The following is an 11,935-nucleotide window of genomic DNA, read 5'->3' as shown; positions in this document are numbered from 1 at the left end:
CGCCCCTTCAGATCACCCTGAGTCTGAGGAACCGCGCCATGCTCACCCTGAACATCAATGGCCAGGATCAGGAGCTGGATGTCCCCGCCGACATGCCGCTGCTCTGGGTCTTGCGCGATGTCGCCCACCTCACCGGCACCAAGTTCGGCTGTGGCATCGCCCAATGCGGGGCCTGCACCGTGCACGTCGATGGCGCACCGCTGCGCTCGTGCATCACACCGGCCACGGCCGTGGCTGATGGACAGAAGATACTCACCATCGAAGGCCTTTCCGCAGACGGTTCGCACCCGGTCCAACAGGCATGGGCGGAACTCGACGTGGTCCAGTGTGGCTACTGCCAGTCCGGGCAGATCATGTCGGCGGCGGCCTTGCTGGCGAAAATTCCGCAACCGACCGACAGCGACATCGATCAGGCGCTGTCCGGCAACATCTGCCGTTGCGGCACTTACCCGCGGATCCGCGCAGCGGTCAAACGCGCTGCCGAGCTGGGTTGAGGTGGCCATGAACAGCATCAACGCGTTATCGCGCCGTGGTTTTCTCAAGGGCAGTGCCGTGCTGGGTGGTGGATTGGTGGTGGCGTTTGCCATGCCCGGTGCCCACCGTTTCGCCATGGGCGCGGAGAACCAGGGCAACGTGTTTGCACCCAATGCCTTCCTGCGCATTGGCAACGACAACAGCGTCACCGTGTTGCTCGGCCACTCGGAAATGGGCCAGGGCATCTGGACCGGCCTGACCATGCTGATTGCCGAAGAACTGGACGCTGACTGGACGAAAATCCGCGTCGAGCATTCCCCTGCTTCGGCCACCGATTACGGCCTGCCAGGCTTTGGCGGGATGCAGATCACCGGCGGCTCGACTTCGACCTGGATGGAGTTCGACCGCTATCGCCAGGCCGGCGCAGCGGCGCGCCTGATGTTGATCGACGCGGCGGCCAAGCGTTTCAACGTCGCGCCCTCCGAGATTCATACCGAATCGGGGGTGGTCATTGCCGGTGAACACCGTGCCACCTATGGCGAGTTGGCCGATGATGCCGGGCAATTGCCACGGCCAGACCCGGCTTCGATCACACTCAAGGACGCAAAGGACTGGCGGCTGATCGGCAAACCCACCAAGCGTCTGGACACGCCGGAGAAAATCACTGGCCGGGCGAAATTCGGCATGGACGTGCAGTTTGACGGGCTGATGACCGCGATGGTCGCCCGTTCGCCGACCTTCGGCGGTAGCGTCAAATCCTTTGAAGGCGCCGAAGCGCTGGCGATTCCGGGCGTGCACAAAGTGGTGCAAGTGCCGACCGGCATCGCGGTGATTGCCGATCATTTCTGGGCGGCGAAACTGGGGCGCGATGCACTGAAAATCGAGTGGAATCCGGGGCCGAACGCCGGACTCAATAGCCAGACGTTGCTGGAAAACTTCCGCAAGCTCGCCACCACCCCCGGCCTGAACGCCGGTCAGGCGGGCGATACCCAGGCTGCGCTGGCGAAAGCGGTCAAGAAGATCGATGCTGAATACAGTGTGCCTTACCTGGCCCATGCGCCGATGGAGCCGCTGAACTGCACGGTGAGCATCACCCAGGACAAGTGCGAAATCTGGACCGGCACTCAGTTTCAGACCCTGGACCAAATGGTCGCCGGGAAAATCACCGGGCTCAAACCGGAACAGGTGGTGATCCATACTGAGTTTCTCGGCGGCGGCTTCGGGCGCCGGGCCAATCCGACGTCGGACTTCGTCAGCGAAGCGGTGTATGTCGCCAAGGCCGCCGGTGCACCGGTGAAAACCGTGTGGGCGCGGGAAGACGACATCCGCGGCGGCTATTACCGCTCGGCGTTCCTGCACCATGCGCGGATCGGGCTGGGCGCCGACGGCCTGCCGCTGGCCTGGAAACATGTGATGGTCGGGCAGTCGATCATGGCCGGGACCTCGCTCGAAGCGAGCATGGTCAAGGACGGCATCGACAAGACGTCCGTCGAAGGCGTGGCCGACAGCCCTTACTTCGAAGGACTGGCCAATCACCAGATCGAACTGCACTCACCGAAAACCGGCATCAGCGTGTTGTGGCTGCGTTCGGTGGGGCACACCCACACTGCGTTTGTCATGGAATCGCTGATCGATGAGCTGGCCACGGCGGCCGGCAAGGATCCGGTGGAATATCGGCGCACCTTGCTCAAGGATCATCCGCGCCACCTCGGTGTGCTGAACCTCGCGGTGGAGAAGGCCAACTGGACGGCGCCACTGCCGGACGGCCATGCGTTGGGTGTGGCGGTGCATGAGTCGTTCGGCAGCTACGTGGCCCAGGTGGCCGAGGTGTCCCAGGACAACCTCGCCATTCGTGTGCATCGGGTGGTGTGCGCTGTGGACTGCGGCATCGCGGTCAATCCACAGAGCATCGCCGCGCAGATGGAGTCGTGCATCACCTTTGGCCTCAGCTTCGCCTTGCACAGCAAGCTGACGCTCAAGGACGGGCAGGTGGTGCAGTCCAACTACCACGACTATCGGGTGCTGCGGCTCAACGAAATGCCGGTGGTCGAAGTGCATATCGTGCCCAGCAGCGACAAACCCGGTGGTATCGGCGAGGCCGGTGTGCCACCCATGGCGCCGGCGGTGGCCAACGCGGTGTTTGCCTTGACCGGGCAGCGCCTGCGGGAGCTGCCCTTGCAGCTATCGGGGGTGTGAAATGAAACGACATCACTGGTTGCTTGGGGCGGTGATCCTGGTCCTTCTCGTCGCCTACGCATCCCACGTGTTCGCCGATGACCGCGAGGCCTTGCAGGCGTTCGACACTGTGCAGAAGGTCTTCCAGAGCCCTCGTTGCCAGAACTGCCACATTCCCGGGGATTCGCCGCTGCAATTCGATGCCGGCGTACCCCACGCCATGAATGTCGTGCGGGGCATGGACGGCAAGGGCTCGGCGGGGCTGCCCTGTGCTACCTGCCATGGGCAAAGCAATCCGCCTGCCAGTTACGGCCCCCACGCGCCACCGGGTGCGCCGCACTGGAGTTTGCCACCGGCCGCGCACCGGATGGCCTGGATCGGCCTGCCCGCCGACCGGCTGTGCGCGATGATCAAGGATCGCTCCAGCAACGGCGATCGGGATTTTGCCGCACTGATCAAGCACGTCAGCGACGACAAGCTGGTGCTGTGGGGCTGGAACCCTGGCGGCAATCGCGCGCCGGTGCCGGTACCCCACGATGTCTTCGTCACCCAGTTCAAGCGCTGGGCCGATGCGGGAGGACCGTGCCCGATGGCGGGTAGCTGACCAGCGGCACGCTTACAGGGAGTCAATGTGGGTACGGGCGACTCTAACGTGCATACCTGCCAAAGGAGTGAACGATGTTGATCTCAGGCAAAACAGGCAAATCGGGCCGATCAGCCAACCCATTGCTTACGCCACAGCAGGAACGTGAACGTCTGCGCGAACTGTCTCGCCAGGCCGAGCAAGAGCTGGCAGGCGTGCAGATGGCGAGCATGGACGAGCTGACGCTGCTGTCCAATCGCCACGGCTTCACCGCACTGGCCCAACTCGGGCTGGACGCCTGCCGGCAACTGGAGACCCCGGCGACGCTGCTGTACTTCAGCCTCGATGAATTCAAACTCATCTGCTATCTGTATGGCCGGGCCAAGGGTGACGATGCGCTCAAGACGTTCGCCGATGTCCTGCGGATCGGCTTTCGTGAAAACGATGTGGTCGGCCGACTCGAAGGCGACCGGTTCGTGGCGCTGCTGACCGGTTCCAGCGTGGTGGAGATTGCGGCGATCAAGGCACGGCTCAATGAGATACTCGATGAGCGCAACGCTGCGGCGCATTGCAGTTATGACATTCGGTTCAGTGTTACCCAGGTCGAGTATGACTCCATTGTTCATGACTCAATCGAGGAACTGCTGGAGGAGGCCGAGCTTGTGATGAGCCGTTAGGGCGGTGTTGTGTTGGCGGGCCTCTTCGCGAGCAGGCTCGCTCCTACAGGTTTTGTGAACGCCACAAATCCACTGTGGGAGCGAGCCTGCTCCGGGCGCCGATCCGACGAAAGCGTCCTGACAGACACCACCTATTTGGCAAACAACTGCCCAATGTCCTTGAACGCCTTGAACTCCAGCGCATTCCCGCAAGGATCAAACAGAAACATCGTCGCCTGTTCACCCGCCAGCCCCTGAAAGCGAATCCCCGGCTCAATCACGAAGCGCGTCCCCAGTGACTTCAATCGCTCGGCCAACGCTTCCCACTCGGCCATCCCGAGCACCACGCCAAAATGCGGCACCGGCACATCGTGACCATCCACGGCATTGGTGTGCGCGGCTTCTTGTGCAGGTTTTTTCGGTGCCAGGTGAATCACCAGTTGATGGCCGAAGAAATTGAAATCCACCCAATGGTCGCTGGAACGACCTTCTTCCAGGCCAAACACTGAACCATAGAAATGTCGGGCGGCCGGCAAGTCGTAGACCGGAATGGCCAGGTGAAAAGGGGACAGTTGCATCAGGCGAACCTCGGTGTAGGTGGGAATGTGTCGAGTTTAGCCCTGTGATTTTTGATTGAAAGACGATATTTTTTGCATCGAGCTCAAATTATTTCGATCAATCGAGGTCGCCATGCTGCGAGAACTGAAAACCTTTATCGCCGTGGCGCGTTACGGAACCTTCGCCGCGGCCGGCATGCACATTGGCCTGACGCAATCGGCGGTCAGTGCGCAGATTCGCAATCTGGAACAGGCCCTCGGCATTCGTCTGTTCGACCGCACCGGGCGTCAGGCGCTGCTCAATGCGGCGGGGCAGCGTGCGTTGCCGATGGCCAGGGAAATGCTCGAGACCTTCAGCCGCATGGCCGTCAGTGACGATGTCAGTGAGTACCGTGGCGAACTGAAAATCGGCGCAGTGGCCACCGCCCAGACCGGGCTGCTGCCCCAGGCATTGTTGAAATTGCGCCAACAGGCGCCTTTGCTGGAACCCAAGCTGGTGCCCGGGGTGTCACTGAACTTGCTGAGCCAGGTGGACACGGGAGAAGTGGACCTGGCGATCCTGATCAAGCCGCCGTTTGAGTTGCCCAAGGAGTTGTCCGCGCAGGTGATTCGCCGCGAGCCCTTCGTGCTGATCGTACCGGCGGACCTGGACGGCGATGATCCGCTGCAACTGCTCGCCAAGCACTCTCATGTGCGCTACGACCGCAACTCCTTCGGCGGGCGGCTGGTGACGCGGTTTCTGCGGGAACGGCAGATCGAGGTGCAGGTGGCGCTGGAGCTGGATGAACTGGAGGCTATCGTGAAAATGGTCGAGTGCGGCTTGGGTGTTTCCCTGTTGCCGGCGGCCGGGTTGTGGCTTGAGCATGGGGCCGGGGTGCGGATCATCCCGCTGGGTGAACTGACTTTCTATCGGGAGATTGTGCTGTTGCAGCGCTACAGCCAACGGATGCAGCCGATTCAGCAGTTGTTTGCCAGCTGTCTGACTCAACACTGACCCTGTGGGAGCGAGCGATGAGGCAATCTCATTCAACATATCTTCTGGCTGATACACCGCAATCGCGAGCAGGCTCGCTCCCACAGGGGATGGTGTTTGTCCGGGAAATTGCAGGCATAAAAAATCCGACGATTACTCTTCGATACAGTCCATGCCTGTGGTGCTGAAACCACCGCCCACGTACATGATTTCACCGCTGTGCCGGCATGTTTCAACCTATCAGTTCTGCTAGTACCCAATAGACGAAACAGGGCAGATAGTGATTTATCCATACTCAATGAATGGATCGATCCTATGTTGACTCAACTGCGGTCACTTCTCTGCGATTATCACTACGATCCTCTGGATCGCCTGACCAGTCATGCCCAACCGAATACCCCGGCGCATCAGCGGTTTTACTGCCAAAGTCGTCTCGCCACCGAGATACAGGGTGCATTACGCAACACCATTTTCCAGTCTGGTGATCAGGTTCTGGGGCAACAACAGCGCCAGGGCGACTCAATCGACGTCGCGTTACTGGCCACTGATCAGCAACGTTCAGTCCTGCAAACGCTCCGGAAAGACAATCTGCCGCAGCCCATCGCTTACACACCCTACGGCCACCATCGAGCCGAAAGCGGCTTGAGTAGTTTGTTGGGTTTCAACGGTGAACGGGCAGATCCCGTGACTGGGCATTATTTGCTGGGTAATGGATACAGGGCGTTCAATCCGGTGTTGATGCGGTTTAATAGTCCGGACAGTTGGAGTCCGTTTGGTAAGGGGGGATTGAATGCTTATGCGTATTGTGAAGGGGATCCTGTGGGTCGAATTGACCCGACTGGGCATGTTCCTTACTTTTTAGTCAAAGGTGCACTGGATAAATTGAAAAATCAGGGTATTTTCGTGGGGGCGGTTGTTGGGGGAAAAAGTTCTGTAAAAAAACTTGTTAGTGGTAAAGAACTTCCAATGCCATTTTTAGGCCAGGGAAGTGCACTTTCAAAAAAACAGCTTTTTGTTGAAAGTAGCTTAGAAAAAGCAAATAAATTAATGCAGGATACACCTCGTAGCCCAGATGCAGAAAAGCTAGAAGTTTTCGCCGTTTACCTAAAAGATTCGGAAAAAGTGAAAAGCGGGCAGATATCCACTTCGAGCGTTGTTTCACAGAGAATAGCGCAGTACGACAGTAGGTTTTCGATCCCAGATGATCAGTTCGATAAACTGGTATTTGTCGGGGCGGCAGGCCCTTCGACAGCAGGGCCAGTGGAGGTTGTAGAAGCGGTATTCGTTCAAGGGCCGAAGACTTATTATGCTTATACCGTTCCGGCACCACTCTCTTTAGGGATGGAGGTAAAAGGTGTGGCGGTTTCTGTTCCTCGTGTAGCGACTGCTCGTGTTGCGACTGCTATAAGAGTTGGTGTTGATTTTAGAAAAACTCAGAAATGAGGTTAGAGACGTATTGGACGGAAACGTGTTGATCGTATTCCTTCTGTTATGTTTTTTTTCAGCAGGTGCGGCACTAATCGAAAATTATTTGTAGTTGTTTGATGCCTATTTGCGTCGAAATACTTTCCCGCTGAAGGTTGCGTTAGCCAAAGAAATTGTGAACACAGGAACTGTCAGATTTTTTGTCCGATCGAAGATTACTCTTCGATGCTGCCCATGCCTGTGGTGCTGAAACCACCGCCCACGTACATGATTTCACCGCTGTGCCTGCGCGCACCAACCCGTTTCAACCTATCAGTTCTGCTAGTACCCAACAGACGAAACAGGGCAGATAGTGATTTATCCATACTCAATGAATGGATCGATCCTATGTTGAATCAACTGCGGTCACTGCTCTGCGAATATCACTACGATCCTCTGGATCGCCTGACCAGTCACGCCCAACCGAATGCCCCGGCGCATCAGCGGTTTTACTGCCAAAGCCGTCTCGCCACCGAGATACAGGGTGCATTACGCAAGACCATTTTCCAGTCTGGTGATCAGGTTCTGGGGCAACAACAGCGTCAGGGCGACTCAATCGACGTCGCGTTACTGGCCACTGATCAGCAACGTTCAGTCCTGCAAACGCTCCAGAAAGACAATCTGCCGCAGCCCATCGCTTACACACCCTACGGCCACCATCGAGCCGAAAGCGGCTTGAGTAGTTTGTTGGGTTTCAACGGTGAACGGGCAGATCCCGTGACTGGGCATTATTTGCTGGGTAATGGGTATAGGGCGTTTAACCTGGTGTTGATGCGGTTTAACAGTCCGGACAGTTGGAGTCCGTTTGGTAAGGGGGGATTGAATGCTTATGCGTATTGTGAGGGGGATCCGATTGGGCGGACTGATCCGACAGGGCATGCTCTGATACTCCCACTTAAACTTTTACGAGGTGCAACATATAAGCATAACAACACATCTTATAGGCAGCTCGGTTACTTCATGGGGGATTCAAAGACTGTAACAAAACTTGGGACTGAGGGTAGTCGTGTAAAGGCTATTAAAGTGAATGATGACCCGTATCATTACCCAACTGACCGGTCTAAGGAATCGGTACAGCCTTTCGGCGTACTTGTACCTGATGATCTAATGGATCGAATGATGACTCCTGTACAAATGCGATGGAGGCCTGAGCAAGCAATAGGAGCTATCCTCAAAGAAGATAGGTATCTCGTTATTCCGCGAGAATATCATGAACGCCTTATTTTTATAGATGGTTCTGCACCGTCACCACCATCGTCACCACCACCGATGGCTGCAGTGGCCGCCAGGTCTTTACCACGCCGTGCTGCTCCCAAGATAGATTCTTTGAATGCTGATTCTGAAATTCCCTCTGGTTCCGTTTCTAGCTTAAGTGTGGCCGTACTTGCAAACTCAGCATCCAACATAAGAAGAATACAACAATTGAAGAAATCGGCCTCCAATGTACGAAGTGGATCTTCAGCACCAAACAGCGGTAGGAAGTTTAATGGGTAATACTGTTTTTCCACGAATAACAGCCCAGCGGATCGTTGCTCCCATAAAGGACCGTGCATAAAAAACCCGCCAAAACAGGCGGGTTTAATGAGATGGTCAGCCTGACCGAAGATTACTCTTCGATGCTGCCCATTGCCGTGGTGTTGAAGCCACCGTCCACGTACATGATTTCACCGCTGATGCCGGACGCCAGGTCCGAGCACAGGAAGGCGCCGGCGTTGCCGACTTCGTCGATGGTGACGTTGCGGCGCAGCGGGGTTTGCGCTTCGTTGGCGGCCAGCATCTTGCGGAAGTTCTTGATGCCGGAAGCGGCGAGGGTGCGGATGGGACCTGCCGATACGCAGTTGACGCGGGTGCCGTCCGGGCCCAGGGAGCCGGCCAGGTAGCGTACGCCGGCTTCCAGGGAAGCCTTGGCCATGCCCATGACGTTGTAGTTCGGCATGGTGCGCTCGGCGCCCAGGTACGACAGGGTCAGCAGGCTGCCGTTGCGGCCTTTCATCATTTCGCGGCCGGCCTTGGCCAGGGCCACGAAGCTGTAGGCGCTGATGTCGTGGGAGATGCGGAAACCTTCACGGGTGGTGGCTTCGGTGAAGTCGCCGTCCAGTTGGTCGCCCGGGGCGAAGCCGACGGAGTGCACGATGCAGTCCAGGCCGTCCCACTTCTTGCTCAACGCTTCGAAGACCTTGGCGATTTCTTCATCGCTGGCCACGTCGCACGGGAAGCACAGCTCAGGGCTCGAACCCCAGCCTTGTGCGAACTCTTCGACACGACCCTTGAGTTTGTCGTTCTGATAAGTGAAGGCAAGCTCAGCGCCCTCGCGATGCATGGCGGCAGCGATGCCGGATGCGATGGACAGCTTGCTGGCGACACCGACGATCAGTACGCGCTTACCGGCGAGAAAACCCATGTGTTGCTCCTCTTTCAGGTTATTGCGCAGTGGCCGGAGCCAGAAAAGCGGCTTCCAGCAACTGCTGTGTATACGGATGTTGGGGGGCGGCAAAAATGCTTTGCGCGTCTCCCTGTTCGACCACTTGGCCATGCTTGACCACCATCAACTGGTGGCTCAGCGCTTTCACCACAGCCAGGTCATGGCTGATAAACAGATACGTCAGGTTGTACTTGCTTTGCAGTGAACGCAAAAGCTCCACTACCTGGCGTTGTACCGTGCGGTCGAGGGCCGAAGTCGGCTCGTCCAGCAAAATCAACGCCGGTTTTAACACCAATGCCCGGGCAATGGCGATTCTCTGCCGTTGCCCGCCGGAAAATTCGTGGGGGTAGCGGTGCCGGGTTTCCGGATCCAGACCTACCTCCTTGAGTGCCGCAATAATCGCTTGTTCCTGTTCTGCCGCGGTGCCCATCTTGTGGATCCGCAGGCCCTCGCCAACGATCTGGCTTACGCACATCCGCGGGCTCAGGCTGCCGAACGGGTCCTGAAACACCACTTGCATCTCCCGCCGCAGCGGCCGTACCTGTTGCTGCGTCAGGCAGTCTAGCTGCTGGCCTTCAAAGCGAATGGCGCCTTTGCTGGCGATCAACCGCAAAATCGCCAGGCCCAGGGTCGATTTGCCGGAACCGCTTTCACCCACGATCCCCAGGGTCTGACCCTGGGGCAGGCTGAAATTGATGCCGTCGACCGCCTTGACGTAATCCACCGTGCGCTTGAGCAGGCCTTTCTTGATCGGAAACCAGACTTTCAGGTCCTCGACCGCCAGCAAGGGCGGGCCGATCACGTTGCTTGCAGGCTTGCCATCGGGCTCCGCTGCCAGCAGTTCCCGAGTGTACGGATGCTGCGGCGCGCGGAACAATTCTTCGCACGATGCCTGTTCGACGATGCAACCTTGCCGCATGACACATACGCGATGCGCAATTCTTCGAACAAGGTTCAAATCGTGGCTGATCAGCAGCAGAGCCATGCCCAAACGGGCCTGAAGTTCCTTGAGCAATTCGAGGATTTTCAGCTGGACGGTCACGTCCAGCGCGGTGGTCGGCTCGTCGGCGATCAGCAGTTCCGGCTCGTTGGCCAGGGCCATGGCGATCATCACCCGCTGGCGCTGGCCGCCGGACAATTCGTGGGGCAGGGCCTTGAGGCGCTTGTGCGGCTCGGGGATGCCGACCATCTCCAGCAGCTCCAGGGTGCGCTTGGTCGCGACCTTGCCGGTCAGGCCCTTGTGGATGCCCAGCACCTCGTTGATCTGTTTCTCGATCGAGTGCAGGGGATTGAGCGAGGTCATCGGCTCCTGGAAGATCATTGCAATCCGGTTGCCGCGAATGTGGCGGATGGTTTTTTCCTTCAGGTCCAGCAGGTTCTGCCCGGAATACATGATGGTGCCGGATGGATGCCGCGCGAGCGGGTAGGGCAGCAGGCGCAGGATCGAATGCGCTGTTACCGATTTACCGGAACCGCTCTCGCCGACCAAAGCCAGGGTTTCACCGCGCTTGATGTCGAAGCTGACACCTTCGACCGCCAGCTGGCAGCGATTGCCGACGACGAAATCGACGGACAGGTCGCGCACTTCGATCAGATTTTCCTGATTCATTTCACTTCCTCGGGTCGAAGGCATCGCGAGCGGACTCGCCGATGAATACCAGCAAACTCAACATCAAGGCCAGCACGGCAAAGGCGCTGATGCCCAGCCACGGCGCTTGCAGGTTGGATTTGCCCTGGGCCACCAGTTCACCCAAAGACGGGCTGCCCGCCGGCAGGCCGAAGCCGAGGAAGTCCAGGGCGGTCAGTGTACCGATGGCGCCGGTGAGGATGAACGGCATGAAGGTCATGGTCGAGACCATTGCGTTGGGCAAAATGTGGCGGAACATGATCGCGCCGTTCTGCATGCCCAGGGCGCGGGCGGCACGCACGTATTCCAGGTTACGCCCGCGCAGGAATTCGGCGCGCACCACGTCCACCAGGCTCATCCACGAGAACAGCAGCATGATCCCCAACAACCACCAGAAGTTGGGCTGCACGAAACTGGCGAGGATGATCAGCAGGTACAGCACCGGCAGTCCGGACCAGATCTCCAGGAACCGCTGCCCGGCCAGGTCCACCCAGCCCCCGTAGAAGCCCTGCAAGGCCCCGGCGATCACGCCGATGATCGAGCTGAGCACGGTCAGGGTCAGGGCGAACAGCACCGAAATGCGGAAACCGTAGATCACCCGGGCCAGCACATCACGGCCCTGATCGTCGGTGCCCAGCAGGTTGTCCGCCGAGGGCGGGGCCGGCGCCGGGACTTTCAGGTCGTAGTTGATGCTCTGGTAGCTGTAGGGGATCGGCGCCCACAGCACCCAGGCGTCCTTGGCCTTGAGCAGTTCGCGGATGTACGGGCTCTTGTAGTTCGCCTCCAGCGGAAATTCGCCGCCGAAGGTGGTTTCCGGGTAGCGCTTGAGCGCCGGGAAGTACCAGTTGTTGTCGTAGTGCACCACCAGCGGCTTGTCGTTGGCGATCAGCTCGGCGCCAAGGCTTGCACCAAACAGGATCAGGAACAGCCACAGCGACCACCAGCCACGCTTGTTGGCCTTGAACAGTTCGAAGCGTCGGCGATTGAGAGGGGACAGGTTCATC

At 58.5% G+C, this 11,935-nt stretch carries 11 protein-coding genes; 7 read left to right on the top strand and 4 right to left on the bottom strand.

Features of this window, described 5'->3' with window-relative positions:
- Positions 1-38 precede the first annotated feature (38 nt).
- The 4 genes from KGB07_RS27800 to KGB07_RS27785 all read left to right on the top strand — a co-directional run bounded on the left by KGB07_RS27800 (position 39) and on the right by KGB07_RS27785 (position 3,909).
- Entirely contained in the window at positions 39-494 is a 456-nt protein-coding gene (locus tag KGB07_RS27800) for a (2Fe-2S)-binding protein (RefSeq protein ID WP_046037219.1), read from the top strand.
- Between the two features lie 7 nt (positions 495-501).
- Positions 502-2,670, top strand: coding sequence for a xanthine dehydrogenase family protein molybdopterin-binding subunit (locus KGB07_RS27795; protein WP_223467247.1), 2,169 nt, complete (start codon positions 502-504; stop codon positions 2,668-2,670).
- Between the two features lies 1 nt (position 2,671).
- Complete coding sequence (locus tag KGB07_RS27790) at positions 2,672-3,253, top strand: hypothetical protein (RefSeq protein WP_046037217.1); 582 nt, start codon at positions 2,672-2,674, stop codon at positions 3,251-3,253.
- 74 nt (positions 3,254-3,327) lie between these two features.
- Positions 3,328-3,909: a GGDEF domain-containing protein gene (locus KGB07_RS27785; protein ID WP_046037216.1), complete on the top strand. Its 582-nt coding sequence runs from the start codon at positions 3,328-3,330 to the stop codon at positions 3,907-3,909.
- A 131-nt stretch (positions 3,910-4,040) separates the two neighbouring features.
- On the opposite strand, the gene KGB07_RS27780 is transcribed toward KGB07_RS27785, so the two are convergent.
- Positions 4,041-4,466 (bottom strand): VOC family protein, encoded by a 426-nt coding sequence (locus tag KGB07_RS27780; protein ID WP_046037214.1) that lies wholly within the window; start codon positions 4,464-4,466, stop codon positions 4,041-4,043.
- A gap of 112 nt (positions 4,467-4,578) precedes the next feature.
- On the opposite strand from KGB07_RS27780, the gene KGB07_RS27775 reads away from it, so the two are divergent.
- The 3 genes from KGB07_RS27775 to KGB07_RS27765 all read left to right on the top strand — a co-directional run bounded on the left by KGB07_RS27775 (position 4,579) and on the right by KGB07_RS27765 (position 8,376).
- A complete protein-coding gene (locus tag KGB07_RS27775) occupies positions 4,579-5,439 on the top strand; it encodes a LysR family transcriptional regulator (protein ID WP_223467245.1) in 861 nt (286 codons plus the stop codon).
- 294 nt (positions 5,440-5,733) lie between these two features.
- Positions 5,734-6,861, top strand: a complete 1,128-nt coding sequence (locus KGB07_RS27770; RefSeq protein ID WP_223467243.1) for an RHS repeat-associated core domain-containing protein — start codon at positions 5,734-5,736, stop codon at positions 6,859-6,861.
- Between the two features lie 369 nt (positions 6,862-7,230).
- Positions 7,231-8,376: an RHS repeat-associated core domain-containing protein gene (locus KGB07_RS27765; protein ID WP_223467241.1), complete on the top strand. Its 1,146-nt coding sequence runs from the start codon at positions 7,231-7,233 to the stop codon at positions 8,374-8,376.
- 112 nt (positions 8,377-8,488) lie between these two features.
- Here the strand turns inward: KGB07_RS27765 and fabI are convergent, their stop codons facing one another.
- From fabI to KGB07_RS27750, 3 genes are read right to left on the bottom strand one after another with little or no spacing between them, the layout of a single operon-like run.
- Positions 8,489-9,283 (bottom strand): enoyl-ACP reductase FabI, encoded by a 795-nt coding sequence (gene fabI, locus KGB07_RS27760; protein WP_046037212.1) that lies wholly within the window; start codon positions 9,281-9,283, stop codon positions 8,489-8,491.
- 19 nt (positions 9,284-9,302) lie between these two features.
- Positions 9,303-10,913 carry an ABC transporter ATP-binding protein gene (locus KGB07_RS27755; protein ID WP_223467239.1) on the bottom strand — a complete coding sequence of 537 codons (1,611 nt, stop codon included), beginning with the start codon at positions 10,911-10,913 and terminating at the stop codon, positions 9,303-9,305.
- Between the two features lies 1 nt (position 10,914).
- Complete coding sequence (locus tag KGB07_RS27750) at positions 10,915-11,934, bottom strand: ABC transporter permease (RefSeq protein WP_046037209.1); 1,020 nt, start codon at positions 11,932-11,934, stop codon at positions 10,915-10,917.
- Position 11,935: the final 1 nt, after the last annotated feature.

This window comes from Pseudomonas sp. GL-RE-26 (assembly GCF_019956275.1).
In the GTDB taxonomy this organism is placed as follows: Bacteria; Pseudomonadota; Gammaproteobacteria; order Pseudomonadales; family Pseudomonadaceae; genus Aquipseudomonas; species Aquipseudomonas grandcourensis.
The sequence above is the reverse complement of the archived record's forward strand: the minus strand, read 5'-3'. Positions and strand labels throughout refer to the sequence as shown.

Coding starts and splice junctions, on each gene's coding strand:
- fabI (WP_046037212.1), bottom strand. CDS start 9,283: ATGGGTTTTCTCGCCGGTAAGCGCGTACTGATCGTCGGTGTCGCCAGC.
- KGB07_RS27765 (WP_223467241.1), top strand. CDS start 7,231: ATGTTGAATCAACTGCGGTCACTGCTCTGCGAATATCACTACGATCCT.
- KGB07_RS27775 (WP_223467245.1), top strand. CDS start 4,579: ATGCTGCGAGAACTGAAAACCTTTATCGCCGTGGCGCGTTACGGAACC.
- KGB07_RS27755 (WP_223467239.1), bottom strand. CDS start 10,913: ATGAATCAGGAAAATCTGATCGAAGTGCGCGACCTGTCCGTCGATTTC.
- KGB07_RS27780 (WP_046037214.1), bottom strand. CDS start 4,466: ATGCAACTGTCCCCTTTTCACCTGGCCATTCCGGTCTACGACTTGCCG.
- KGB07_RS27750 (WP_046037209.1), bottom strand. CDS start 11,934: ATGAACCTGTCCCCTCTCAATCGCCGACGCTTCGAACTGTTCAAGGCC.
- KGB07_RS27800 (WP_046037219.1), top strand. CDS start 39: ATGCTCACCCTGAACATCAATGGCCAGGATCAGGAGCTGGATGTCCCC.
- KGB07_RS27795 (WP_223467247.1), top strand. CDS start 502: ATGAACAGCATCAACGCGTTATCGCGCCGTGGTTTTCTCAAGGGCAGT.
- KGB07_RS27790 (WP_046037217.1), top strand. CDS start 2,672: ATGAAACGACATCACTGGTTGCTTGGGGCGGTGATCCTGGTCCTTCTC.
- KGB07_RS27770 (WP_223467243.1), top strand. CDS start 5,734: ATGTTGACTCAACTGCGGTCACTTCTCTGCGATTATCACTACGATCCT.
- KGB07_RS27785 (WP_046037216.1), top strand. CDS start 3,328: ATGTTGATCTCAGGCAAAACAGGCAAATCGGGCCGATCAGCCAACCCA.